Origin of the sequence: Massilia sp. GER05, from assembly GCF_052056005.1 — a bacterium.
GTDB classification, from domain to species: Bacteria; Pseudomonadota; Gammaproteobacteria; order Burkholderiales; family Burkholderiaceae_D; genus Telluria; species Telluria orientalis.
Map to the genome: position 1 here is coordinate 6419274 of NZ_CP178858.1, position 21259 is coordinate 6440532.

Annotated in this window: 22 protein-coding genes; 17 read left to right on the forward strand and 5 right to left on the reverse strand. The window is 66.9% G+C overall.

Annotated features, from left to right (window positions below):
• The first annotated feature begins 47 nt into the window (after nucleotides 1–47).
• Nucleotides 48–713, forward strand: a complete 666-nt coding sequence (locus tag ACL58G_RS28355) for a glycine-rich domain-containing protein (protein WP_440963872.1) — start codon at nucleotides 48–50, stop codon at nucleotides 711–713.
• 5 nt (nucleotides 714–718) lie between these two features.
• Here the strand turns inward: ACL58G_RS28355 and ACL58G_RS28360 are convergent, their stop codons facing one another.
• Together ACL58G_RS28360 and ACL58G_RS28365 are read right to left on the reverse strand one after the other, a co-directional pair.
• Nucleotides 719–982 carry a hypothetical protein gene (locus ACL58G_RS28360; RefSeq protein ID WP_440963873.1) on the reverse strand — a complete coding sequence of 88 codons (264 nt, stop codon included), beginning with the start codon at nucleotides 980–982 and terminating at the stop codon, nucleotides 719–721.
• A gap of 146 nt (nucleotides 983–1128) precedes the next feature.
• A complete protein-coding gene (locus ACL58G_RS28365) occupies nucleotides 1129–2010 on the reverse strand; it encodes an NAD-dependent epimerase/dehydratase family protein (protein WP_413387241.1) in 882 nt (293 codons plus the stop codon).
• Between the two features lie 11 nt (nucleotides 2011–2021).
• Between ACL58G_RS28365 and ACL58G_RS28370 the strand changes: the two genes are divergently transcribed.
• From ACL58G_RS28370 to ACL58G_RS28395, 6 genes are all read left to right on the forward strand, one after another.
• Nucleotides 2022–3050 (forward strand): CDP-6-deoxy-delta-3,4-glucoseen reductase, encoded by a 1029-nt coding sequence (locus ACL58G_RS28370; protein WP_440963874.1) that lies wholly within the window; start codon nucleotides 2022–2024, stop codon nucleotides 3048–3050.
• A 121-nt stretch (nucleotides 3051–3171) separates the two neighbouring features.
• Nucleotides 3172–3930: a class I SAM-dependent methyltransferase gene (locus tag ACL58G_RS28375; RefSeq protein WP_440963875.1), complete on the forward strand. Its 759-nt coding sequence runs from the start codon at nucleotides 3172–3174 to the stop codon at nucleotides 3928–3930.
• Between the two features lie 160 nt (nucleotides 3931–4090).
• Nucleotides 4091–5353 carry an MFS transporter gene (locus ACL58G_RS28380; protein ID WP_440963876.1) on the forward strand — a complete coding sequence of 421 codons (1263 nt, stop codon included), beginning with the start codon at nucleotides 4091–4093 and terminating at the stop codon, nucleotides 5351–5353.
• Nucleotides 5353–6033 (forward strand): DUF1345 domain-containing protein, encoded by a 681-nt coding sequence (locus ACL58G_RS28385; RefSeq protein ID WP_440963877.1) that lies wholly within the window; start codon nucleotides 5353–5355, stop codon nucleotides 6031–6033. The genes ACL58G_RS28380 and ACL58G_RS28385 overlap by 1 nt, the downstream gene beginning before the upstream one ends.
• Before the next feature lie 75 nt (nucleotides 6034–6108).
• Complete coding sequence (locus ACL58G_RS28390) at nucleotides 6109–6483, forward strand: HPF/RaiA family ribosome-associated protein (RefSeq protein ID WP_440963878.1); 375 nt, start codon at nucleotides 6109–6111, stop codon at nucleotides 6481–6483.
• Between the two features lie 121 nt (nucleotides 6484–6604).
• A complete protein-coding gene (locus tag ACL58G_RS28395; protein ID WP_440963879.1) occupies nucleotides 6605–7699 on the forward strand; it encodes an acyltransferase family protein in 1095 nt (364 codons plus the stop codon).
• Here the strand turns inward: ACL58G_RS28395 and ACL58G_RS28400 are convergent.
• Entirely contained in the window at nucleotides 7692–8480 is a 789-nt protein-coding gene (locus ACL58G_RS28400) for a helical backbone metal receptor (protein WP_440963880.1), read from the reverse strand. The genes ACL58G_RS28395 and ACL58G_RS28400 overlap by 8 nt on opposite strands.
• 108 nt (nucleotides 8481–8588) lie before the next feature.
• Here ACL58G_RS28400 and ACL58G_RS28405 point away from each other — a divergent pair, with 108 nt between their 5' ends.
• The 3 genes from ACL58G_RS28405 (at nucleotide 8589) to ACL58G_RS28415 (ending at nucleotide 12357) form a co-directional block, all read left to right on the forward strand.
• Entirely contained in the window at nucleotides 8589–9542 is a 954-nt protein-coding gene (locus ACL58G_RS28405; protein WP_440963881.1) for a GGDEF domain-containing protein, read from the forward strand.
• A gap of 76 nt (nucleotides 9543–9618) precedes the next feature.
• Entirely contained in the window at nucleotides 9619–11067 is a 1449-nt protein-coding gene (gene sbcB / locus ACL58G_RS28410) for an exodeoxyribonuclease I (RefSeq protein ID WP_440963882.1), read from the forward strand.
• A gap of 45 nt (nucleotides 11068–11112) precedes the next feature.
• Nucleotides 11113–12357: an MFS transporter gene (locus ACL58G_RS28415; protein WP_413387232.1), complete on the forward strand. Its 1245-nt coding sequence runs from the start codon at nucleotides 11113–11115 to the stop codon at nucleotides 12355–12357.
• A 99-nt stretch (nucleotides 12358–12456) separates the two neighbouring features.
• Here ACL58G_RS28415 and pyrF read toward each other — a convergent pair whose 3' ends face one another.
• Complete coding sequence (pyrF, locus tag ACL58G_RS28420) at nucleotides 12457–13278, reverse strand: orotidine-5'-phosphate decarboxylase (protein ID WP_413387231.1); 822 nt, start codon at nucleotides 13276–13278, stop codon at nucleotides 12457–12459.
• A gap of 152 nt (nucleotides 13279–13430) precedes the next feature.
• On the opposite strand from pyrF, the gene ACL58G_RS28425 reads away from it, so the two are divergent.
• From ACL58G_RS28425 to ACL58G_RS28455, 7 genes are all read left to right on the forward strand, one after another.
• Nucleotides 13431–14009 carry a LemA family protein gene (locus ACL58G_RS28425; RefSeq protein WP_413343666.1) on the forward strand — a complete coding sequence of 193 codons (579 nt, stop codon included), beginning with the start codon at nucleotides 13431–13433 and terminating at the stop codon, nucleotides 14007–14009.
• A gap of 9 nt (nucleotides 14010–14018) precedes the next feature.
• A complete protein-coding gene (locus ACL58G_RS28430; protein ID WP_440963883.1) occupies nucleotides 14019–14876 on the forward strand; it encodes a TPM domain-containing protein in 858 nt (285 codons plus the stop codon).
• Nucleotides 14876–15385, forward strand: coding sequence for a TPM domain-containing protein (locus tag ACL58G_RS28435; protein WP_413387229.1), 510 nt, complete (start codon nucleotides 14876–14878; stop codon nucleotides 15383–15385). The genes ACL58G_RS28430 and ACL58G_RS28435 overlap by 1 nt, the downstream gene beginning before the upstream one ends.
• A 103-nt stretch (nucleotides 15386–15488) precedes the next feature.
• On the forward strand, nucleotides 15489–16268 hold the full coding sequence (locus ACL58G_RS28440; RefSeq protein ID WP_440963884.1) for an SDR family NAD(P)-dependent oxidoreductase: 780 nt from the start codon (nucleotides 15489–15491) through the stop codon (nucleotides 16266–16268).
• Nucleotides 16269–16802: 534 nt separating this feature from the next.
• Nucleotides 16803–17126, forward strand: a complete 324-nt coding sequence (locus ACL58G_RS28445; protein ID WP_440963885.1) for a hypothetical protein — start codon at nucleotides 16803–16805, stop codon at nucleotides 17124–17126.
• 72 nt (nucleotides 17127–17198) lie between these two features.
• Nucleotides 17199–17600, forward strand: a complete 402-nt coding sequence (locus ACL58G_RS28450; RefSeq protein ID WP_413344336.1) for a VanZ family protein — start codon at nucleotides 17199–17201, stop codon at nucleotides 17598–17600.
• Between the two features lie 141 nt (nucleotides 17601–17741).
• On the forward strand, nucleotides 17742–18413 hold the full coding sequence (locus ACL58G_RS28455) for a hypothetical protein (RefSeq protein WP_440963886.1): 672 nt from the start codon (nucleotides 17742–17744) through the stop codon (nucleotides 18411–18413).
• Nucleotides 18414–18437: 24 nt separating this feature from the next.
• On the opposite strand, the gene ACL58G_RS28460 is transcribed toward ACL58G_RS28455, so the two are convergent.
• On the reverse strand, nucleotides 18438–21041 hold the full coding sequence (locus tag ACL58G_RS28460; RefSeq protein WP_440963887.1) for an NAD(P)-binding protein: 2604 nt from the start codon (nucleotides 21039–21041) through the stop codon (nucleotides 18438–18440).
• Nucleotides 21042–21259: the final 218 nt, after the last annotated feature.

The window sequence follows — 21259 nt, forward strand, 5'->3', positions numbered from 1 at the left end:
CATGCAACACACGCCCGACCACTCCTGAACCCTTGACAAGGATGACCATGAACACCAACGACCTGTTTAACGCCGTGATGCAACTCGACCTGGAACCGATCAAGATGAAGCTGATGCATGCGGCATCGGGCGAAGGCTGGAGCCTGGAGAAGGCCAACGCCGTGGAAAAGGAATACCGCCGCTTCCTGTGCCTGATGAAAATGTATCCGGACGAGGACACGGCACCGCTGGTCGACGTCGACACGTTCTGGCACTACCACATCCTCGACACGATGAAATATGCCGCCGACTGCGAGCAGGCCTTCGGCTATTTCCTGCACCACTACCCGTACGTCGGCATGGGCGGCGACGATGACGAACAGTTCCGCCTCGCCAGCGGCGACCGCATGAAAGAGCTGTACGAAGCAACGTTCGGCGACGCGTATCCGGGCGCCGTCGCCCAGGCCGCGGACGGCGCGACCGCGTGGTGCGCGAGCCCGCACGTCGAGCCGGGCCAGGCGACGGACAGCGCGACCGCATGGTGCGCGAGCCCGCATACCGCAGGCAAGCGCGCTGCCGCCACCGCCTGGTGCGCGAGCCCGCACATCGACAAACTGACCCGGCGCGCGATCGACACGGCCTGGTGCGCGAGCCCGCACATCGGCAAGCTGACCCAGGGCGGCAGCGCCACCGCCTGGTGCGCCAGCCCGCACAGCGCCGACAAGGCCGCCTGAGCGGGTCAGGCCACGCTGGTCTCCGCGTGGGACCGCACCATCAGCGCGCGCAGCTCGCGGATGCTGTAGTCGGACACCTCGTGCATGCGCAGCAGGAGGGTGGCGCCGATTGGCAGGGTGTGATGGCGGATCTTGCTGATCACGGGCGGCGCCACTTCCAGCAGCCGCGACAGCGCGGCGTCGTTCTTGAGCTTGAGTTTATCGATGATGGCGTCGAGGACCCGGTTCGGGTCGTACTCGGCGCCGTCAGGAATGCGTCTGATGGGCATGTTCGTCTTTCGCTTGTCACATCCATGGGAAATTTTCCACAGCCCATAGCGGGTTATGGAAAATCAGCCAGTTTCGGGAGATATAAGTTCTTTGTGTGGTCGCTCTACGGCGTACCCGAATGATACATGGGTTAGTTGCGAAATGCTTAAGACGCCCTTATGCCGCCGCCGACATGCGGATAGCGCAGCCGGGCCCGCAGCTCCGTGCCGAGGCGGCGGTTGTCCAGCCGGCGCGATTCCGACATGAAGGACAGCAGCATCGGCGACACCGCCTTCTCCAGCTCGGCGCGCGCGAGACGCGGCGGCCGCGCCAGGCCGAATGCGTCGGCCACGAGATCGAAATAATCCCCCATCTTCATGCGCGTGTCGTCGGACGCGTTGTAGACGCGCCCCGGCCAGGCGCGGAACAGCGCCAGCGCGCACAGCCGCGCCAGGTCGTCGGCATGGATGTGGTTCGTGTACACGTCGTCCGCGCTCGCCAGCGCCGGCGTGCCCCGCTGCAGCCGTTCGATGGGCAGGCGGTCCGCCGCATAGATGCCGGGCGCGCGCAGGATCGCCACCTTGCCCCCGCTCGCCACGGCCCATGCGCGCAGCACGCGTTCGGCGTCCACGCGGCGCCGCGCACGCGCATTGCGCGGGGCGACGGGCGTCGTCTCGGGGGTCGCCGCGCCGCCACGGTCGCCGTAGACGCCCGAGGTGCTGACATAAACCACCCGCGCGCCCTCGGGTAGAATGGCGGTCAAATTGCGCGTGCGCAAATCGAGCACGCCGTCCTGCTGTGGCGGCGCAAGATGAACGACCCGCCGCGCCAGTCCTGCCAATCGCTTCAGCGTCGCTGGCCGGTCGAGGTCGGCCACGACGGGGACGGCGCCCGCCGCACGCAGTGCCGCGCACCGGGCGGGCTGGCTCGTCACGGCGAACACGCGAAAACGCTCGCGCACCAGCGGCAGCAAACGCATGCCGACGTCGCCGCAGCCCACGATCAGGAGGCGCGGCTTGTTGAACCTGACTTTGTTTTTTGTATCCATTCGAGGATTGTATGACGTTTCAGATCACTGTCCAGCCCAGCGGCCACCACTACGACTGCGACGCGGACGAAACCGTGCTCGCGGCCGCGATCCGCTCCGGCATCGGCCTGCCGTACGGCTGCAAGAACGGCGCCTGCGGTTCCTGCAAGGGCAAGGTCGTCGAAGGCACGATCCACCACAAGCCGCACCAGGCGCGCGCGCTGACCGAGCAGGAAAAGCTGCAGGGCTTCGCGCTGATGTGCTGCGCCGTGCCCGAGGGCGACGTGGTGATCGAAGCGCGCGAAGTGGGCGGCAGCAGCGAGTACCCGGTGCGCAAGATGCCGACCCGCGTCACCGCCATCCGCCGCGCCGCGCCGGACGTCGCCATCCTCACCTTGCAACTGCCGGCCAACGAAGCCCTCGCCTACCGCGCCGGCCAGTACATCGAATTCATGCTCAAGGACGGCAAGCGCCGCGCCTACAGCATCGCCAGCGCGCCGTCGCTGGGCGGCCCGCTCGAGCTGCACATCCGCCATCTCCCGGGCGGTGCCTTCACGGACCATGTGTTCGGGGCGATGAAGGAACGCGACATCCTGCGCTTCGAGGGTCCGCTGGGTACTTTCTTCCTGCGGGAGGAGTCGGACAAGCCGATCGTGCTGCTGGCCTCGGGCACCGGCTTCGCGCCGGTCAAGGCGCTCGTCGAGCACATGATCCACCTGAAATCGGAACGCCCCGTCGCCCTGTACTGGGGCGGACGCCGGCCGCAGGACCTGTACATGCACGAGTTGTGCGAGCAGTGGGCGCGCGAGCTGCCCCACTTCACGTACGTGCCGGTCATCTCGGACGCGCTGTCGGAAGATGGCTGGACGGGCCGCACGGGCTTCGTGCATGCGGCGGTGATGCAGGACATCCCCGACCTGTCGAACCACCAGGTGTATGCGTGCGGCGCGCCGATCATGGTCGATTCCGCGCGGCGCGACTACGTCGAGCAATGCGGCCTGCCGGCCGACGAGTTCTACGCCGACGCCTTCACGACGGCAGCGGACCTGGCCCAGTCCTGACGTCCCCGGGCGGGGCGCACATGCAGACGCGATTCCTGTATATCTCGACAAGGATTTGGAGTATGTTCCCGTTTGCCCCGGCCGCACCGGCCGGTTACCAAACAAGAAAGGGTCGAATAACATGTACAAGACGCTCCGCCGTGCCCCTGTCCTGCTCGCCCTGTCGGCCGCCCTCGTATCGACAGCTCTCCTTTCGGGTGCCCTCCCCGCCCACGCCGCCGACCAGGCGGGCAACAGCTGGCAAACCGTCCTCGCCAGCCCGCTCCGCACGGACGACGACCGCAAGGGCGACGCACACCGCAAATCCGCCGAATTCCTCGCGTTCGCCCAGGTGAAGCCGGGCATGAAGGTGCTCGACGTGTCGTCCGGCGGCGGCGCCACCGCGGCCCTGCTGACGGCGGCCGTGGGCCCCAAGGGCGAGGTCTGGGCCCAGAACGCCAAGCCGAACGCCAAGCTGGACGCGCGCCTGGGCCAGGCCACGCTGCCGAACCTGCACGCCGTCGTCGCGGACTTCAACGATCCGGTCCCGAAAGGCACGCCGCCGCTCGACCTCGTCACGATCAACATGTCGTACCATGACATCGCCAACACGCCGGCCGACCGCGCCGCGCTGAACAAGCGCCTGTACGACGCCCTCAAGCCGGGCGGCCACCTCGTCATCATCGACAACGCGGCGAAGAAGGGCAGCGGCCTCACGGCGACGAAGACCCTGCACCGCATCGACGAGGACACGGTCGTCGACGAGGTGACGAAGGCCGGCTTCAAGGTCGACGCGAAGAGCGACTACCTGCGCGCGCCGTCCGACCCGCGCGAGCAGCCGTTCTTCGAAATGAAGGGCGCGCCGGACGACAAGTTCGCGATCCGGTTCGTCAAGAAATAAACCGCAGCCTGGCTGGTGGGCACGGGATGCCCACACCCTACGGCCACCTTCGAGGTAGGGTGGGCGGCCTCCGCCCACCCTGCGCAAGCGTCAAGACAGCGCATTCCCCCGACATCGGGCACAATGAGGGTTGCATTCCCGCCATTCCCTCTCCCAACCTATGTCCGTGCTTTCTCCGACAGGGCGCCTTGCCGTCCTGCGCAACCGTAACGTTTCGTTCTACCTCTCCTCGCGCTTCCTCGGCACGCTCGCCGTCCAGATGCAGAGCGTGGCCATCGGCTGGCAGGTCTACCAGATCACGCACAGCCTGTTCGACCTCGGCCTGATCGGCCTCGCCCAGTTCGCCCCGTTCCTCGTCCTGATCCTGTGGGCCGGCCACGTGGCCGACACGCACAACCGCCGCAAGATCGTTCTCGCGTGCATGGCCACGCAACTGCTGTGCAGCCTGCTGCTCGTCGCATTTACCTTGTCCGGCAGCAAGACCGTGTGGCCCGTCTACGCCGTGCTCGTGCTGTTCGGCAGCGCGCGCGCGTTCATGCAGCCCGCTTCGCAGGCCGTCCTGCGCAACCTCGTGTCCACGCAAGACTTTTCGCAGGCCGTGGCGCTGAGCTCGTCGACGTTCCAGGTATCCGTGATCGCCGGTCCCGTGCTGGGCGGCCTCTTGTACGTGTTCGGGCCGAACGTCGTCTATGCCGTGTCGAGCACGCTGCTCGTCATCGCCGTGCTGCTGATGGCCGGCACGAAGAGCGCGCCGCAGGCCAGAAGCAAGGCGCCCGTCAGCTGGCACACCCTGCTGGAAGGGCTGCGCTTCGTGTGGTCGCGGCCGATCGTGCTGGGCGCCATTTCTCTCGACCTGTTCGCCGTGCTGTTCGGCGGCGCCACCGCCCTGCTGCCCGCGTATGCGCACGACGTCCTGCATGCCGGGCCGACGAGCCTGGGCCTGTTGCGCACGGCCCCCGGCGCCGGCGCCACCTTGTGCTCGATCGCGCTCGCGTTCTGGCCCATCACGCGCAAGGTCGGCGCGTGGATGTTCGGCGGCGTCGCCCTGTTCGGCGCGGCCACCGTGACGACGGGCCTCACGCACAGTTTTTATGTCGCCCTCGCCGCGCTGTTCCTGCTGGGCGCGGGCGACATGGTCAGCGTCTACATCCGCCACCTGCTCGTGCAGTACGAAACGCCGGACGAGATCCGCGGCCGTGTCAGCGCGGTGAACGCCGTGTTCATCGGCGCCTCCAACGAACTGGGCGAATTCGAATCGGGCCTGACGGCGAGCTGGTTCGGCCTGGTGCGCGCGATCGTGTTCGGCGGCGTCGCCACGCTCGTCGTCACGGGCACGTGGATGAAGCTGTTCCCCGTGCTGTCGCGCATGGACCGCTTCCCGCACCACGAGGCGGAACAGGCGGCCAAGGCCGGGGCCGCGTGATGGAACAGCAGCCAGGCTTCCTGTTGCGCTTCATCCGCAGCCGCCCGTACCTGCTCGGCGCGCTGATGCTCGGCGTGGCGGTCGGGATCCTCGTCCCCGACCGCAACTTGGGACACTCCAGCGACCTGCGGCGCGCCCTGATCGGCTGGAACAGCGGCGTCTGGTCCTATCTGCTGATCATGGCGTGGACGATGTTCCGCGCCGACCACAGCCGCGTGCGCGCGATCGCCGAAAGGCAGGACGAAAGCGGCGGCGCCGTGCTGGGCGCCGTCGTCGTCGGCGCGATCCTGAGCGTCTATGCCATCGTGACGGAACTGGCGAACATGAAGGAAGCGTCGGAGCACGTCAAGGCGCTGCACTACGGATTCACGGCGCTGACCGTGATCGGTTCCTGGCTGCTGGTCGGCGTGATGTACTGCTTCCATTACGCGCACATCTACTACACGGCCAGCAAGCACGCGCTGCCGCTGGAATTCCCCGACCAGCACACGCAGCCGAACTACTGGGACTTCCTGTACTTCTCGTTCACGCTGTCGGTCGCCGTGCAGACGTCGGACGTGACCGTCAGGACGCGCGCCATGCGCAAGCTCGTGCTGGGCCATTGCGTGCTGGCGTTCTTCTTCAACCTCGTCATCCTCGGACTGTCCGTGAACATCGCGGCGAGCCTCGTGAACACCTGAGTGCGCGTGCGGGACGCCGGGTTTTCTCCGGAGCGGGTAACATCGATGCAAATGTGACCACTTTTGGAGGAGTTTATGGAAGTTAATGTCAACACCGATAACACCATCCAGCGCCATTCGGGCCTCGACGAACGCGTCCGCACAATGGTCGAAGAAGCGATCGCCCGCTTCGGCGACCACGTGCGCCGCGTGGACGTGCACCTCTCCAACGAGAACAAGGAAAAGCACGAAGACGGCAGCAACTACTGCATGATGGAAGCGCTCGTCTCCGGTTATGCGCCCGTCGTCGTGCATGCGCATGCGGAAAACCTGCAGCAGTCGATCACGAGCGCCGTCGGCAAGCTCAAGCGCGCCCTGGACAGCGCCATCGGCCGGCTGAACGACAAGAACAAGCGCGAACCGCTGCCCGTGGACGCCGAGTCCGATAAAGACCTGACCAGCAATTCCTGATCGCAGTCGCGGGCAACGGACTGCCGCCAGTCCGTTGCCCGCCAAAAGTGTTGCAAAAATTAAAATATGCTTGCGTCATCCGGAGCGTCCATATACGCTTGTCCGGACAACTGCAAGCATCATGACCACGACTGCACAACCCACACCCGTCGCCCGGACCGACAAGCTCCTGACCATCGAAGCGGCCCGCGGCATTGCCGCCCTGCTCGTCGCCTTCTTCCACGGATCGCACGTCGTCGAACTGGCCCAGCCGGAACGCGGCGCGCCGTTCGGCGGCTTCTTCGGCTTCGGCCACGCGGGCGTGCCGTTCTTCTTTGTCCTGTCCGGCTACATCATCTATTACATCCACCATGCCGACCTCGACCGTCCCGGCAGGCTGGGTTCGTTCGTGTGGAAGCGCGCGACGCGCATCTATCCGCTGTACCTGGTCGTGATGGTCCTGATCACCGCGAAATATTGGTTCGCGGGGAACCTCGCGTGGGATTACTGGGTGAAATCCGTGCTGCTGTTGCCGCAGAGCCAGTTGCCGATGCTGATCCAGTCCTGGACCCTCGTCCACGAAGTCCTGTTCTACGCCCTGTTCGGCCTGGCCATCTGGCGCGTGCGCGTGAGCCGCTGGGTGCTGCTTGCCTGGGCGATCCTGTTCTGCACGGCGCGCGTGGTCGATCTCCAACTGCCGGCCGGGCTGTTCGGCGACACCGTCCGGACGCTCGCCTCCCCGTACAACCTGCTGTTCCTCCTCGGCATGGGCGTCGCGTGGGTGCTGCGCCACCGCACGATCCGCTTCCCGCGGCTGCTCGCGCTGGCGGGGGGCCTCGCCTTCCTGGCCACGGGCCTCGTGGAGGACACCGGTCTCTACAAGAGCATGGCCGAGCACGGCCTGTTGCCGGTCGTGCTGTACGGCGTGAGTTCGGCCTGCATCATCATTGGCCTCGTCGCGGCCGAGGCCGCCGGCAACCTGCGCGTGGGCCGCATCGGCGGCCTGCTGGGCGCGCTGTCCTATCCGCTCTACCTCACGCACGGCATCGCGATCAGCATCGCCGTCGAGGCCGCGCGCAAGCTGCACTACGCCGGATCGGGCGCCCTGCTGCTGACCGGTGCCGTGGCCGTGGCCTGCGTGGCGGCACTGGTCGTGCACCGCTGCGTCGAAAAGCCGGTGGCCAGGTGGCTGCGCAACGTGTGGGCCCGCCGCGGCGCGGCCCCGGCCTTTACTTGAGCGTCTGCAGGTAACGCAGCCCGGCCAGCGCACGGCTGCCGTACCACGACATCATCTCGCCGTCGACGAGAACCACGGGAATCCCCAGCTGCTTTTCCAGCGCGTCCGCGTGCTCTTCCGTGAAGCGGTAAGGCTCGGTCGACAGCAGCACGGCGTCGAGCCCGTCGACGAGCGCCTGCGACCAGGCGAAGCGCGGATACCGGTCCGTGCCCAGGTCCGGCACGCGCCAGCCCAGTTCGGCCAGCATGTTCGCGATATACGTGTCCTTCGACACCGTCATCCACGGATCCTGCCAGATGCAGTAGAGCACCGTGCGCGCCGGTCCCTTCGGCGACGCGTGCAGCGCCGCGTACTCGGCCTCGAAGGCAAGGCACCAGCGCGCGGCGGCCTCTTCCGCGCCGAAGATCCCGCCCATCAGCCGCGCCAGGGGCACATTGTCGCGCGGCGTGTTCGGATGCGTGACGACGACGTGCGGCACGAACCCGGCGAGTTCCTCGACGGTCGGCTTGGCGTTCTCGTCGATGTTGACGACGACGTGCGTGGGCGCGAGCTTGCGGATCTTCTCGATGTTGACGTCCTTCGTGCCGCCCACCTTGGGGATGGCCGCGACCACGTCGCGTGGGTGGATGCAGAAACCCGTGCGGCCGACGAGCTTGCCGGCGAGGCCCAGGTCGCACAGCAGCTCGGTGATCGACGGCACGAGGCAGACGATGCGCGCTGCGGGCGCGGGTGCGTGCTGGTGGCCGAGGGCGTCGACCAGGAATTCGGGGGTGGTAGTCATGCCGCCATTGAAACACTGTTGTTTATCGGCGCCAAGCTTCGGCGCTGGTATTTCGTTCAGGTATCATGCGAGGTTGTCAATATAAGTTGTCGCCTGGCAGTCAATCCGATGATCGTAACCGGCACCTTCGGTGCATCCCCCTACCGCATTCGCGACTTGCAGCTCTTTCGCGACATCGACGATCCCGCCGTCACGCAAGCGCTCGCCGATTCCCGGCTCGTGCGGCTGCCGCGGGGCGAAGCGCTCGAGGACGGCCTGCGCGCCCGCCTCTACATCCTGCTCGCGGGCAGCCTCGCCGTGGAGGGCGCGCTGGGCGAAGGCAATGTCGAGCGCATCCTGCCGGGCGAAAGCGTGGGCGAGCAGTCCGTGCTGGACGATGCCGCGAACCTCGACGCCATCGTCGCGCTGGAAGACAGCGAGCTGCTCGTCATCGAACCCGACCGCGTGTGGCAATTGATCGATGGGCACAACGGCGTGGCGCGCAACCTGCTGCGGCTGCTGTCGTTCCGCATCCGCGCGACCAACGCCCGCCTGCGCCGGCGCCAGAAGCTGGGCGAGTTCTACCGCCAGCTGTCGTTCAACGACGGCCTCACGGGCCTGTACAACCGCGCTTGGCTGAACGACGCGCTGCCCAAGCTCGTCACGCGCACGCGCCAGGACGGCGGGCCGCTGTCGCTCGTGATGATCGACCTCGACCACTTCAAGCGCTTCAACGACACACATGGCCACATCGCCGGCGACGCCGCCCTGTGCGCGGCCGCGGGCGTGATCCGCGCGGGCCTGCGCCCGACCGATTTCGCCGTGCGCTACGGCGGCGAAGAAATGATGGCGATCCTGCCCGCCACCCCGCAGGCGCAGGCGCTGACGGTCGCCGAGCGCCTGTGCGCGCGCATGCGCGAGGCCGTCGTGTTCGACGACATGCGCCTGCCGCTGCCGCACGTCACCGGATCGTTCGGCGTCGCCACGCTGCTGCCCGGCCAGGACGAACGGGGCCTGGTCGAGGCCGCCGACGCCGCGCTGTACCGCGCCAAGGAAGCAGGCCGCGACCGGATCGGCACCTGAAGTTCACTAAGGTTCCCAAAGCCGGATTGAGCCGGTGCTAGGCCGTGCGAATCATGCACGTTAGAATGGCGCCACGATGAGCAACCACACCTTCCTCTGGCACGACTACGAGACCTTCGGCGCGGAACCGCGGCGCGATCGTCCCGCACAGTTCGCCGCGATCCGCACCGACGCCGACCTCAACGAGATCGGCGAACCGATCATGTTGTATTGCCAGCCGGCGCCCGACTACCTGCCCGACCCGCAAGCCTGCCTGATCACCGGCATCACGCCGCAGCACTGCCTGGAACACGGCGTGCCCGAGCATGAATTCGCGGCCCGCATCTGCGCCGCGTTTTCCGAGCCGGGCACGATCGGCGTCGGCTACAACACGATCCGCTTCGACGACGAGGTCACGCGCTTCCTGCTGTGGCGCAACCTGATGGACCCGTATGCGCGCGAATGGCAGAACGGCTGCGGCCGCTGGGACATGCTCGACGTCGTCCGCATGGCCTATGCGCTCCGTCCGGACGGCATCACGTGGCCGCGCCACGACGATGGCCGCCCCAGCTTCAAGCTCGAACACCTCACGCGCGACAACGGCCTCGTGCACGACGCCGCGCACGACGCGCTGTCCGACGTGCGCGCCACCATCGCGCTCGCGCGCCTGCTGCGCAGCAAGCAGCCGAAGCTGTTCGACTTCTGCCTGGAACTGCGCCGCAAGGACAAGGTCGCGGAACAGATGGGCCTGCACCTCGACCGCGCACTGCGCCAGCCGTTCCTGCACGTATCCGGCATGTTCCCGGCCGAGCGCGGCTGCCTGGGCGTCGTCTGGCCGCTCGCGACGCATCCCACGAACAAGAACGAAGTCCTCGTGTGGGACTGCCGCCACGACCCGTCCGAACTGTTCAACCTGAACGTCGAGACGATCCGCCAGCGCCTGTTCACCCGTGCCGCCGACATGCCGGAAGGGATGACGCGCCTCCCGATCAAGAGCGTGCACCTGAACAAGTCGCCGATGCTGGTCGGTAACCTGAAAACGCTCAGCACACAGATGGCGGCCCGGTGGGAACTGGACGTCGAACAATGCCTCGCCCACGCCCGCAGCGCCGCGGCCGGGCCGGACATGACGGCGATCTGGCAGAAGGTGTTTCAGCGCGAGGCGGTCACCGCCAGCGTCGACGTCGACGAAGACCTGTACGGCGGATTCGTCTCGAACGGCGACCGGCGCCGGCTGGAATCATTGCGCGCGGAAGCCGCGCCGAAGCTGGCGACCTTGCGCCCGTCGTTCGAGGACGAGCGCCTGTCGCACCTGCTGTTCCGCTACCGCGCCCGCAACTTCCCGCACACGCTGGGCGAGGACGAGCAGCAGGCCTGGGAAGACCACCGCGCCGCGCGCCTGTTCGACGGCGCGGGTGGTGCGCGCACGATCGATCAATTGTTTGCCGAGATCGACGCGCTGTCCGAGACGGCGGACGAGCGCGCTGAAGAAATCCTCGGAGCCCTGTATGATTACGCGGAGATGATCGCCCCCAGCCGGTACTGACCGGCATGACGGTGGGCACGTTTCATTTGAGGCGCCCGGCCTCGAATGCCCACCATTCACACCTCGATGTCCCGCGCCTTTCGCTCGCTCAGCAACTTCAATTACCGCCTCTGGGCCATCGGCGCCCTGGTCTCCAACGTCGGCACGTGGATGCAGCGTACCGCGCAGGACTGGCTCGTGCTGACGGAACTGACGCACCACAACGCGTCGGCCGTCGGCACCGTGATGGCCCTGCAGTTCGGCCCGCAATTACTCCTGCTGCCGTGGACGGGCTGGGCCGCCGACCACGTCGACCAGCGCAAGCTGATGATGGTCACCCAGACCGCGATGGGCACGCTCGCCCTCGTGCTCGGCGCGATGACGCTGGCCGGCGTCGTCGCGCTGTGGCACGTGTACGTGTTCGCCTTCCTGTTCGGCTGCGCATCGGCCTTCGACGCGCCCGTGCGCCAGACGTTCGTCGCGCACCTCGTCGGGGATGCCGATTTGCCCAACGCGGTCGCGCTGAACTCGACGTCGTTCAACGCCGCGCGGATGATCGGTCCCGCGGCCGCCGGCCTCCTGATCGCCGGCGTCGGCACCGGCTGGGCATTCGTCGTCAATGGGCTGTCGTACGTCGGGGTCCTGTGCTCGCTGGCCTGGCTGCGCAAGGACGAGCTGCACCCGCGCGCGCCCGGGAGCGCAGGCGGGCGGGGCATGCTGGACGGCGTGCGCTACGTATGGAAGCGGCCGGACCTGATGGCGCTGCTGGGCATGCTGTTCCTGATCGCCACGTTCGGCCTGAACTTCCCGATCTTCATCGGCACGATGGCCGTCTCGGTGTTCCATACGGATGCGCGGGGCTACAGCCTGCTGTCGTCGACGATGGCGGTCGGCAGCGTCGTCGGCGCGCTCCTCGCCGCGCGCCGCGAGCATACCCGGTTCAGCGCACTCGTCGTCGGTGCCGGCGTGTTCGGCGCCGGCTGCGCGCTGGCGGCCGTGTCGCCCGGCTACCTGTGGTTCGCGGCCGCGCTGGCGCTCACGGGCGTGGCCGCCCTCACCTTCACGAATACATCGAACAGCCTGCTGCAACTGTCCACGGAACCCGCGATGCGCGGCCGCGTGATGGCGTTGCGGCTCGGCATTGCCTTGGGCACGACGCCGATCGGCGCGCCCATCGTCGGCTGGGTGGCCGACCATGTGGGGCCGCGCTGGGCGCTGGGCGTCGCCGCCGCATCGGGCTTCGCGGCGCTGGCGGTCGGGATGCGCTACCTGGCTGTCGCCCGCCAGCGCGGGGACGGCCAGATACGGTAGGGTGGGCGGCCCTCCGCCCACCAAGCGTATGCGTCGCGCTCACGCATGGTGGGCACAGGGGCGGGGTCCCCCCCGCCCCCCGCCTACTGGGACGGACTCTTAGCCGCGGTGCGCGTTGATGGCGTCGCGCGTCGCGAGCGCCACGCGGCGCGCGGCCGCGGCGAAGTCTTCATCGCCCTGCGGCTGCGCGTAGATGATGGCGCGCGAGGAATTGATCATCATGCCCGTGCCGGCGGCCGTGCGGCCCGATTTGACGGTCGCCTCGATGTCGCCGCCTTGCGCGCCGATGCCGGGCACGAGCAACGGCATGTCGCCGACGATGGCGCGCACTTGCGCCAGTTCTTCGGGGAACGTGGCGCCCACGACGAGGGCGCACTGGCCGTTCCTGTTCCACTTCTCCGCGACGAGGCGCGCCACATGCTGGTACAGCGGCTGGCCGCCCACGTCGAGGAATTGCAGGTCGGAGCCGCCCGCGTTCGACGTGCGGCACAGGACGATCACGCCGCGGTCTTTCCACTCCATGTACGGTTCGACCGAGTCGAAGCCCATGTACGGGTTCACGGTGACGGCGTCGGCGCCATAGCGGTCAAAGGCTTCGCGCGCATACTGGTGCGCGGTCGCGCCGATGTCGCCGCGCTTGGCGTCCAGGATCAGCGGGATGTGGGAATAGTTCTCACGGAGGTAGCGGCAGATGGCTTCCAGCTGGTCTTCCGCGCCGAGGGCGGCGAAATAGGCGATCTGCGGCTTGAAGGCGCAGGCCAGGTCGGCGGTGGCGTCGATGATGGCCTTGCAGAACGCCACGATGCCGTCGGGGCGGCCCTGCAGGTGCGCGGGGAAGCGGGCCGTGTCCGGGTCGAGTCCCACGCACAGCAGGGAATCGTTGCGCTTCCAGGCGGCGTTCAGTTTGTCGATGAAGTTCATGGGCGGCTCTCTGATCTGATTGCAAACCCTCTATTGTAGCCTTCCGCCCGTTTGTCTCGCCATCGCTGTGGCATTTCGGTTATATTTTGGCCATTCGACAACTAATTACGGGTCCTCAGATGAAACCTTCCCTGTTCACGCGCTGGGCCGGCATGCTGCTGGCCGCCGTACTGGCCGCCACGCTGCTGTCGGGCTGCGGCTACAACCAGTTCCAGGCCAAGGACGAGGCCACCAAGGCCGCGTGGGCCGAGGTCGTCAACCAGTACCAGCGCCGCGCCGACCTGATTCCCAACCTGGTGAACACGGTCAAGGGCTATGCGACGCATGAAAAGGAGACGCTGGAAGCCGTCACGCGGGCGCGCGCGGCCGCGACCAGCTTCCAGATCACGCCGGAAGTCTTGAACAACCCGGAAGCCTTCCAGAAATTCCAGCAGGTGCAGGGTGAGCTGTCGAGCGCGCTGTCGCGCCTGATGGCCGTGTCGGAGAACTATCCGCAGCTCAAGGCCGACGCCAGCTTCCGCGACCTGCAGTCGCAGCTGGAAGGCACGGAGAACCGCATCACGGTGGCCCGCCAGCGCTATATCGCAGCCGTGCAGGACTATAACGTGACGGTCCGCAGCTTCCCGACCAACCTGACGGCCATGATGTTCGGCTACCAGGCCAAGCCGTCGTTCACGGTCGAGAACGAGAAAGCCATTTCGACGGCGCCGACCGTCAACTTCGGCAAATAAGGCCATGCCATGAACGCCCTGCCGCGGTTGCTGTGGGCCTGGATGCTGACCTTGCTGCTGGCCTGCCAGGCGCACGCCCAGCAGTTCAAGCCCGTGCCGGCGTTGCGCGCGCGCGTCACCGACGAGATCGGCATGCTGACGCCGGACCAACGCCAGAAACTGGAAGGCGTGCTGGCCGACTACGAGGCCAAGACGGGCAGCCAGATCGCCGTGCTGCTGATATCGTCGACGGAACCGGAAGCCATCGAGCAGTACAGCATCCGCGTGGCCGACGAATGGAAGCTTGGACGCAAGGGCGTCGACGACGGCGTGCTGCTGGTCGTTGCGAAAGACAATCCGAAGGCGCTGCGCCGCCTGCGCATCGAGGCGGGGCGCGGCGTGCAGGGCGTGCTCACGGATGCGCAATCGAAGCGTATTCTGGAAGACACGATCGCCCCGCACTTCCGCCAGCAGGACTGGTACGGCGGCCTCGTCGCGGGCGTGGGCGCCATCGCCACCCTGCTGAACGAGGAAAAATTCCCCGCACCGCAGGCGCAGCCGACCGCGCAACAACAGGAGGATGACGGCCCCAACATCGTCGTCAGCATCTTCCTGATCCTCGTCGGCATCACCGTCCTGCGTTCGGTGTTCCGCCCGCGCCGCACGCACCTCGCGCAGCCCGGCCGCTACGGCGCCGGCTGGGGCAGCGGCACGACCGGCTTCATCCTCGGCAACATCCTCGCCAACGCGGCCCACCAGCACGACAACGACCGCTGGCGCGGCGGCGGCGGCGGCTTTTCTGGCGGCTTTTCGGATGGCGGCGGTGGCGGCTTTTCGGGCGGTGGTGGCGGCAGCTTCGACGGCGGCGGCGCCTCGGGAGACTGGTGATGGACGAACCGAACCGCCTGCGGCGCGCCCTGCGCCATCTACTCAGCACGCGCAACGAAGCCGAGCGCGCGTTCCCGCCGGAAGCCCTCACGGCGATCATGGAAGCCATCACGGGGGGCGAACAAACGCACCGCGGCGAAGTGCGGCTGATCGTCGAAAAAGGCATGCCGCTGTCGCTCGCGTGGGCCGGCGTGACGACCCGCCAGCGCGCCATCGCCCTGTTCGCCGACTACGGCATCTGGGATACCGAAGACAACTGCGGAGTGTTGATCTACGTAAATCTTGCCGACCGGAAGGTCGATATCATTGCCGACCGGGGCATCGACCGCAAGATCGACGCGGCCACGTGGCAAGGCGTGTGCGACACGATGACGCGCGGCTTCGCCCGCGGCGAGTTCCACGCGGCGACCCTGGCCGCGATCGCCCAGGTGAACCAGCTGCTGCGCCAGCATTTCCCGTCCGGCGGCGCGCGGCCGAACGAATTGCCGGACCGGCCCGTGATGCTTTGAACGATCGGCACCTTCGACGGCGGCGGCGCCTCCGGAGACTGGACGACTGACCCGTCCCGCTACAATGGCGGCCTTTTCTTTTCACCGCAGCAGCGAGGACACCATGAAACTCATCGATAAAGTCGCCATCGTCACCGGCGCCAGCCAGGGCATCGGCCTGGCGTGCGCCGAACGCCTCGTGCGCGAGGGCGCGCGCGTGATGCTCGTCGACGTGCGGCCCGAAGGCGCGGCCGCGGCTGAGGCGCTGGGCGACACTGCCCGCTTCTTCCAGGCGGACGTGAGCGTCAAATCCGAAGTCGACGCGATGGTCGCCGCCACGCTGGCCGCGTTCGGCCACGTCGACATCCTCGTCAACAATGCCGGCGTCACGCATGCCGCCGATTTCCTCGACCTCGACGAGGAGGATTTCGACCGCGTCCTGCGCATCAACCTGAAGTCCATGTTCCTGTGCAGCCAGGCCGTCGCGCGCGGAATGGTCAAGCGCAACGATACGCAACAGCGCGGGTGCATCATCAACATGTCGAGCGTGAACGCGGAGCTGACGATTCCAAACCAGATCCCGTACGTCGTGTCCAAGGGCGGCGTCAACCAGCTCACGCGCGTGATGGCCATCAGCCTGGCCCAGCACGGCATCCGCGTCAATGCGATCGGCCCGGGCACGATCCTGACGGAACTGGCGAAGCAGGCCGTGCTGGGCAGCCCGGAGGCGCGCCACACGATCCTGTCGCGCACGCCGCTGGGCCGCTGCGGCGAACCGGAAGAAATCGCCGCCATCGCCGCGTTCCTCGCCAGCGACGATGCGTCGTACATGACGGGCCAGACGTTGTATGCGGACGGTGGCCGCATGGCGCTGAACTACACGGTGCCCGTCAAGAATGAATAGCGAGCTGAACCATTATCACCCGGGGCAATGACAGATATCCGAATTCATCATTGGACACATATATCGCACCGCAACATAATGGCACCTGTCTCCACTATTCTCCTCCAAGAAAATAGTTTGAAGCCCGCTAACAGCGGGCTTTTTTTTTATCGGCGTCACGCGACGTGACCGGTCCCATCCGAAAACGTTCCGGCACAAAGGGGCACACCCTTGATATGTGTCATCACCCTTTCACATTGTGTCTTTATACTGAGTTCATCTGCATACACGCAACCGATATGCGTGATCGCAGAAGGTGTGTCGCTCGCGGCACACCGCACCGGATTCTGCGTCTCTTGGCCCGATCTTGGGTTGTGCCCGTCCTCCGTTGGCGGGCATTTTTTTGTTCCGTATCCTTGTTGTTGTGTTCGCCACGCACTGGACAAATCTTTCGTTGTCGTACTTGAACCATCTCAGGTTTCCGCTATGATGAAATTCGCGCCTCGCGATTTTTCCAGTCGCGTGGGGACAAGACTATTCCAAGGAGCCGGTCCAATGACTTTACCTGTACCTGAGACGATGTCGCCACCCCAGCAGCACCCCGAACCATCGCGCCGCCGCCATGCGGAACCGGAAGACTGCCTGGTTCTCAGCGAGCTCAATCCGCGCATGGTCGTCGACCACCTCGACGATGACGGGCAACCCCTTAACGTACTGACTTTCGGCAGCGTCCGGGAGATCTGTCCCAAATGCCAGAGCGGCCACTTGAAACTGGTCCTGCGCCAGTCCTCGGTGCGCGTGGCCCACCTGTTCTGCGCCGACTGCGCCAGCTGTTTCGACGCCCACTACCCGAACGGCGCGTCAGCCCTCACGATCTGAGGCCGGCACACGTGTCATGTGCACGTGCACAACGAGCATGGTAAGGTGAGCGTTTTTCCGAGCTGCCTTGCCATGACGATGCCTTTATTCGCCTTCCTGCAGAATCCGCGCGTGCGCCTGCTGTGCCTTGCCGGAGCCGTCCTGGTGTACGTGACAATCATTACGGTCGGCAACGTTCCAGGCGCCCGCGCCGACATCGCCGCCTACGCACCGGGAGCCGTCCTGCATTCGATCGCCTATGCCGTGCTGGCTGCGCTGTGGTTCAGCGGCAGCCGCGGCACGCCGCTCGCACGCGCCTGCAAGGCCGTGCTGGCGGTCGCGGCGATGGGCGCGGGCGACGAATACGTGCAGAGTTTCTTTCCCTACCGCGGCGCCAGCGTGCGCGACTGGGCCGTCGACGTCAGCGCCGCCATCGTGGTGGGCAGCGTGATGGCCCTGCTGGCAGCGCGCGCCACCGTCGACGCCGGACGCTGAGCCGGCGCGCCACGACTTTGACGTGGCTCATGTTCAACGACAGGCAGTTTGAACGCCGATACCGAACACGCCTCTTACCAAAGTGGCACGCGGCATCGTCACTCATCTAACCTGACACTATCCCATCAGAAGGAGTTGATCATGAAGCAAAAACACCAGAGCGTCTTCCTGGCGGGCTTGCTGGCGCTGGCAGTCGGGCTGTCCGCGTGCAGTTCCTGGCGCGGCGGCGGCATGGGCAGCAGCGGCAGCAGCGGCGGCGGCGAGACAGGCAGCAGCGGCACGGCCACGGGCACGTCGACCAGCGGCGGCATGTCGGGCACCGGCGGCGGCACCGGATCGCAAGGATCGGGCAGCTGGGGTGGCGCCAGCGGGTCCTCGGGCTCGTCCGGTTCCTCCGGCAGCTCCGGCGCGGCGGGCAGCTCGAGCGGCTACGACACGTCCGGCTCGCAAGGCACCTCCGGCATGACGCAGGACCAGGGCGCCACCACCGGCAGCGGCATGACCGGCGGCAGCCAGAGCAGCTACGGCGCGTCGGGCGGCGGCACGGCCGCGTCCAGCATGAGCCCGAACGCCACCGTCGCCGCCATCGAAGTCATGCCCCGGTCGAGCAGCGCCGCCACCGAAGGCGATACCAGCGCCAGCGCCGCCATGGGCAGCAGCGCCGGCGGCACGTCGGGTTCCTCGTCCGACCGCGTCTACCGCGTCACCCTGCGCATGGACGACGGCAGCACGCAGGTCGTGACCCAGCAGGCGACGCCGGATTTCCGCACCGGCGACCGGGTCAGCCTGTCCGGCGGCGCCATACAACACTAGGCAGCACCAGGCGGGCGCGCGCCTCTATTCCGAACTGGCTTTCTGCGCCCGCGCGCGCTTGGCATGCACGATGTCGGCGCCGCGCTTGCCGGCCAGCAGGGCGTGGTCGGAATTGTAGTATTCCCACTCGCTGTAGCGGCCGACGAGCGTGATGTCGTACTGCTTCAGCCATGCCTTGCACGTCTCGACGTTGCGGGCGCGCGCGTGGTCGTACAGCACGTAGGCGTACGGCATGTCGACCTGGTTCGCGGCGAGGATCGTGTCGCCGTCCTGGATCATGCCGACCTTGCGGCAATCCTCGATGGCACGCGCGACCAGCGCCTCGCCGTCGACTGGCAGCGGTTTATACGGTGAGTACGAGATCTCGCAGGTGAAGCCGAAGCCGCCCGGCGGATTGCAGCCTGGGCTCGCATTGCCCTGCACGAAGATGCGGTGGAAGATCGTGTCTTCCGGATAGTAGATCCAGTGCTTGTCGGTGGCGACGCGGTCGATGCCGATGTTCACGCAGCGGATCGACACGTGGCGCAGGCCCTTTGCCGCCGCCCTCACCTCTTCCGGCGCCTCGTTGCCGATCGCCTTGATCAGCTCGGGCAGCGGCATCGTGGAAATCAGGTCGTCGTAGCGGAAGCGGCGCCCGTCGCGCAGGGCGACGATGTGTTCGCGCGGCAGCACCTGCACGACGTCGGCATTCAGTTCGATCTTGCCCTTGATATGCGGGAGGAAGCCGTTCATCAATGCCTGGAAGCCGCCCTTCAGCGGATAGCCGAAACGGGCGTTCGGCCCCAGCGGCTTCGGCGACGGTTCCAGCGCGCCCTGGATGATCTCTTCCAGGTTCGGCAGCGGCACGCGGCCGCCCAGCCACGACGTCTCCATCTCGGACAACGGTACGGTCCAGATCTTGCGGTTGTACGGGATCGCGAAGTGTTTCGCGATGCCCTTGCCCCACACCTTGTAGATGAACTGTTCGAAGTTCTTCACTTCGCCTTTCACCGAGCGATCCGTGTTGCACACGTCCGTCGTGCCGTCGGCGCAGCAGTCGTCGACGGCCTGCGCGGCCGCCGTCCTGCTCTCCGCGCTTTCGTAGCGCGCCTCGATGGCGCCCATGACGCACTCCGTGACGACCTTCGGCGGCAGGCCGTACAGCGCGCCCTGGAACGGGTAGCGGGTGTGGACGCCCTTGCTGTAGATCCAGGCTTCGCGGTTCTGCCAGTGCACGTTATCGCCCAGCAGCACCTCGTACATCTTGAGGACGTAGGGGTCGTTCGAGAACATGATGTGGCCCGCGTGATCGAACGTGAAGCCGTTGTCCTCGATGGAGCGGCACCAGCCGCCGACGGCTTCGTTGCGGTCCAGCAGCAAGGTATCCGCGCCGAGGTGGTACGCGGCCGACAGCCCCGTCGGTCCGCCGCCGATGACGACCGTGCCCACGTGCGGCTCGTGCGCGCGCAGCGTGTTCACTTTCGACCCGCGCAAGGACGCGGCGGCAGGATCGTCGGCCGCATCCAGGCTGCGCGGCGTGGCGCGCCGGTCCGTGTGCGGCGGCGCCGTGTCGATCAGCTCGCGCATGCGCGCGGCCGTGTTGTCCCACGACGTGGCGGCCACGACGGCCTGCATCGCGTCGACCATGTGGCGGCGCTGTTCGGAGGTCTGCGCGAGTGCCGCCTCGCAGGCCGCGACGAATTCGTCAGGCGTGTCCGCGATGGCGACCACGTGGCCGTAGGGATTGGCGACATCGGCGATCGGCGTGCTGACGATCGGCAGTTGCGCCGCCATGTATTCGAGCACCTTGGTGGGGCTGATGAACCTGGTCGCCTCGTTGATGGCGAACGGCATCAGGCACACGTCCCAGCCCGCCAGCAGGTCGGGTAACGCGGCGTACGGCTGCTGGCCCAGGTAGTGGATGTTGGGGCGGCGTGGAAGACGCTCCGGATCGATCTTGACGACCGGTCCGGCCAGCACGATCTGCCACTCGGGGTGCGCGTCGGCGACGACGCCGGCGAGGTCCGGGTCGAAGCGCTCGTCCAGCACGCCGTAGAAGCCGAGGCGCGGGTGCGGGATGGCGTCCTGCTGAGGATGCGTGCGCGTGCGGTCCAGCGCCTGCTGGAAGTGCACGACGTCGACGCTGCTGGAAAAGCAGTGGACGTTCGGGTGGCGGTGGCGCTTGGCCTCGTACAGGCTGGGGCCGCCGGCGAACACGAGGTCGGCGATGGAGAGCAGCGCGCTTTCACGCTGCAGCAATTGCTTCGGAGGATTGCGGAACGAGGCCAGTTCATCCATGCAGTCGTACACGACGAGCGCGGGCCGCAACGATTGCAGCAGCGGCAGGGCCATCGGCGTGTAGAACCACGCGACGACCTCCTCTCCTGGCGGTGCCAACTGCGCGACCATGGGCTGGAGCAGCCGCAGCTGGTCGTCGTGGAAACCGTTGGCGTGGATCGGGGTGTGCGCGCGGCACACGGTCACGTTCGGAGCGGGGCTGGATCGCTCCATGAACGGGGCGCCGTCATCGTACACCGGTTCCTCGACGAACAGGACCGGGTAATGCCGTGCCAGGCGCGACAGCAAATGCTGCGGCCGCTGGAACACGAAATCCCAGCGCAGGTGGCTGAAAACGACGATCGTGGACATGATGGCTCCTTCTCGCCCGCGCGGGGCGTTCAATTGATCGGTGGCGTGGGCCGACCGACCGCGCCGCTGCGGCGAACGCTCTGCACGCGGCACGGACGAGCGAACCCGTCCACAGCGTGGCCAAGGGTGAGCTAATCAACCGTGGCCGCGCTGCGATGGGGCGGGCGCCCAAAGGGTGCCGTGCTCGCGTCGGGGTTCGGAGCGCGCCGGGCGGCGCC